The following is a 3,591-nucleotide window of genomic DNA, read 5'->3' as shown; positions in this document are numbered from 1 at the left end:
CGGCGGCTACCTCGGAGAAAAGCACTCAGGCCAGTCAGCGGCTCTCCGAGTTGTCCTCGGGGCTGGCCAAACTGGTTGGCAGCTTCCGCGTCTAACAGCCTGTTCGGCGCCTGCGCGGGAATCATCTGCGCGCAGGCGCACGTTGTCTGGCCAACCTGTACCAGGGCAGGTCGTTATTTGTTCCTACCGTTGGTAAAGATTTTTCCAGGTGGGTTTGCTAGTCCCAATCTCGCTTTACTAGTCTGCTTGGCACTGCCTTCATCGCGACGGAATTGCCATGAAACCCATCTATCTGTGCCTGGCGTTATTGCTCAACGCCAGCTGCCTGTCCGTTTGTGCGCGTCGCCAATGCGGCCATTCCCGGGCACAACATTGAGCAACTGAGCAATGTTCAGCCCAAAGATTGTGCCCGTGCTTGCACAGACGCCACTCGCCGTAACTGGTGCAAGTCATTCGACTACTTCAAGGCGCAACATAAATGCGACCTGAGTGATAAACGCGCCAGCGATGTCGGCGGCTTAAAGACCGACTACCCGGGCAACCCCTAAGATCACTATTTGCTGGTGGGGGGCGAGGGCGTAGCCAACCCGATTCCAGGCAATAAGCATGTACTGTTTATAGGCATTGATGGCCTGCGCGGGGACACACTGTTGAAGGGCTGCGCAAACACGCCGGCGCTGAAGGCGCTGGCAGATGGCGGGGCGGTTCATCACAACGTGCTGGCAGGCGGTTCGCAAAGCACGTACAGCGGGCCAGGTTGGGCCACTGCGTTTACCGGCTTTTGGGCCAGCGAACATGGTGTGACCGGCAACGATCGCAACCTGGTGCTGCGCAAATCGCATGTGTTCGACTTGATTAAACACGCCTATCCCACTGCCACCGTGGGCGTGGTCGCCGACTGGTTCAACCTCACCCACAACCTCAAGCCCCTGGAGGCTGACTTTGTGGTGGCCAACGAGCTCAAGGAGTCGCAGCAAGCCACTGACACGGTAAAGGGCTGGCTGGGTTGGAAGAACCCACCCACCGCGATCTTTTATTACCTGCACAACGTCGATATTCACGCCGCCAGCTATGCGCCACTGAATGCTTACTACCAGAGCAAAATTGTCGGCGAGGACCACCAGATCCAGCAGGTACTAAACACCCTGACGGCGCGCCCCGCTTATGCCCACGAAGAGTGGCTGATCGTCGTGGCCTCCGACCACGGCGGCCTGAACAAAGGCCACGGCGGGCAAAGTGCCGGCGAGCGCGGCACGATCCTGATCCTTAACAACAACTACCGCAACCCAAGCAAAGCGGCCTACTGCGTGGGCGATATCAGCGCTACGCCGCTGCTACAAGTCGATGGCGTTACCCCGCATATCCTCGACTTTCTCGGCCTGCCCAACGCCACCGCCGGGCACAAGTATTCCGCTTGCGGGCTATAAGCCAAGAGACGCAAGTGCTTGTAGCGGATGCGTTTTTAAAGCGCACGAGGCGGTTGTAAGTTCTCGACAAGCCGGTACAATGGCGCGGCCTTCAGCCTTGAAGGCACGCGTTATGGTGACCCCCATCGGTCCCCCCGCAACGATTACCCGTTAACCTGGTCAGGTCCGGAAGGAAGCAGCCACAGCGGGAACATTGTGTGCCGGGGTGTGGCTGGTGGGGGTTGCCACCTCTCTCTAAGTCTCTAGTTTTAAAGACTTATCTGCACCAAAAATCTCAATGTGTGACACCTGTGTAGAACTCTAATGTGTTCCATGGGGCAGCATGCATTCTTCGTATGCGAAAAACAGCTTTCTCCCCCTAACTTCCTCTGTGTGATGTATTTCGTGTGGCTTTGCCGTATGCGTCTGGGTGCGCCTTACTGGCAGAAAGAAAGATAGGGGAGATGGGTATGTTTGAGCTAAGCGCGAGCGAGCAGAAGCTTGCAGCGGGTGATGACCGTGTAGTTGATCGACTCCGTCCATATGATTCAGGAAATCAGCGATATCGTTGAAGAGGTTTGTGCTGAGGTATCGCAGTTTTCGAGAAAAGCATCCGGGAGTTCTGCTGCGTTTTCGCCGACTGGCCTTGTGGATGATGTTTCCTTATGGCCTTCTACAATGCCCACCTTGCAAGAAGGCCGACTGATGATGACTGACGAAGAGCTTGGAGAAATAAAAGCGAGATGTTTGGCCGCGACAGCCGGACCATGGGCCTCTTTCATTGAGGGCCGGGACCATGAGGGTGGTTCAAGCTTCATCATGGTTGGGGACGAAGGCAGTAGGGCGGACGATATAGAACTGACAGGTGCTACTGAAGCCGATCAAGACTTTATTGCCCATGCACGGCAAGATGTCCCCGCTCTGCTTGAAGAGGTGAAGAGGTTGAAAGCTCTGCTGAAATGAATCAGTGCTCTTAACGCCCCTGAGAATCAGGGTTATCTATGTAAAAGCGTTACAACGTTGGAGCTACATAAGTCTATCGTGGCTCTAACAGAGCGTGCGCAGACACTCACAGGTCAATTGATAAGCAGTGATCGTCTCCCACAGGCGTTCAACTACTGGGTCGGCCAGTATCTTGATATTTTTAAGTTCTACGTATCATCATCAAAGTAAGGCCAGCGGAATGAGAGCCTCCAAAACATTTAGCCTTCTCTCTGGCGTCACACTGGCTTTTTTAAGTCTTATTTTTGTTTCATCAGTGTGTTTGGCCGGTAGTGGCAAGGGCGGCGACTGGGATCAGTTTATTGAAGCAGATTTCCCTAGTGGGTGCGTGTTCAGGATGGATATATACGACGGTTTTGCAGCCAATAGCGGTGTTAGCCAATATTATTGGATTGTGCAAACTTGTCAGGGCGATTTTCAATACAGGACCGATTATATTCCCCCTGAGTTAAGTCCAAATCGATACTATCCGCAGACACAGCGACTAAGCAAAATTAGCCCAATGACCCGAAGGCAGCTGAGAGATAGGTATTCGTTTTCAAAGGAGGGTCCCCTTGCTGACGGGAAAGGAAAGCGCGAGAGAGACTACGGGAAGCATTAGGAGCGGTTCATGGTAAGCATTGTAGACATTAAGTCATTCAAACAAAAAACACTTATCCCTCCCGCGTTCTAGACCATGTTTTTCCTGAGCTGTCTTAGTTTCTTGCTCCAAGGGGTTGCTTTTAACGCAGGTTTTAGCTTATTACGTCCAGTCCTATCTGGCGCGCTTCGTAGTACGGCAGTCTATATCGATACGCCGGAATAGAAAGTAAACGACAGTATATCGGCGCTGAATCGCCCAAAGGAAAGTAGTAAATGAAAGGACTCATTGCGGCGACAAAACCTCCCTACGTATTTATAAGCTTACTTTTATATGCGGTTTGTCTCACGCAGACTGCAGTTTACGTGGGGCCAAGCTTTCGGCCTGAAACAGGCGCGTCGTTATTACTCAGCGGTTGGCTTGGAGTAATAGTAGACGGGCAGCTCTCATGGCTGGCTAACGTGTTTTACCTTGCCGCTGTTATAAAAAGAAAAAAGCCCAAGTCCTCGCTGAAGTTCGCTGTGCTTGCGTTAGTTTCGGCCATATTTTTACTCAAAAGACAAATCATGGTAAGCGAGGCTCCTGCCTATGCTGATGTAACTG

5 protein-coding genes and 1 other RNA gene are annotated in these 3,591 nt (G+C 52.8%); all 6 read left to right on the top strand.

The window, feature by feature from the left end:
- A partial coding sequence (locus AAAB16_RS14455) for a hypothetical protein (protein WP_340663939.1) occupies positions 1 to 95 on the top strand: 95 nt, incomplete at its 5' end.
- Between the two features lie 240 nt (positions 96 to 335).
- Positions 336 to 548, top strand: a complete 213-nt coding sequence (locus AAAB16_RS14450) for a PAN domain-containing protein (protein WP_340663937.1) — start codon at positions 336 to 338, stop codon at positions 546 to 548.
- A gap of 15 nt (positions 549 to 563) precedes the next feature.
- On the top strand, positions 564 to 1,427 hold the full coding sequence (locus AAAB16_RS14445; RefSeq protein WP_340663938.1) for an alkaline phosphatase family protein: 864 nt from the start codon (positions 564 to 566) through the stop codon (positions 1,425 to 1,427).
- Positions 1,428 to 1,550: 123 nt separating this feature from the next.
- Positions 1,551 to 1,647: signal recognition particle sRNA small type (gene ffs / locus AAAB16_RS14440), an RNA gene on the top strand.
- Between the two features lie 302 nt (positions 1,648 to 1,949).
- Complete coding sequence (locus AAAB16_RS14435) at positions 1,950 to 2,369, top strand: hypothetical protein (protein ID WP_340663936.1); 420 nt, start codon at positions 1,950 to 1,952, stop codon at positions 2,367 to 2,369.
- Positions 2,370 to 3,263: 894 nt separating this feature from the next.
- Positions 3,264 to 3,591 (top strand): hypothetical protein (locus AAAB16_RS14430; protein WP_340663935.1); only part of this gene is annotated, 328 nt, incomplete at its 3' end.

This window comes from Pseudomonas sp. (assembly GCF_037994325.1).
In the GTDB taxonomy this organism is placed as follows: domain Bacteria; phylum Pseudomonadota; class Gammaproteobacteria; order Pseudomonadales; family Pseudomonadaceae; genus Aquipseudomonas.
This window is presented reverse-complemented; position numbering and strand designations above follow the sequence as displayed.

What these genes read in the sequence shown, in the direction of transcription:
- AAAB16_RS14435 (WP_340663936.1), top strand. Translation starts at nt 1,950, where the DNA reads ATGATTCAGGAAATCAGCGATATCGTTGAAGAGGTTTGTGCTGAGGTA.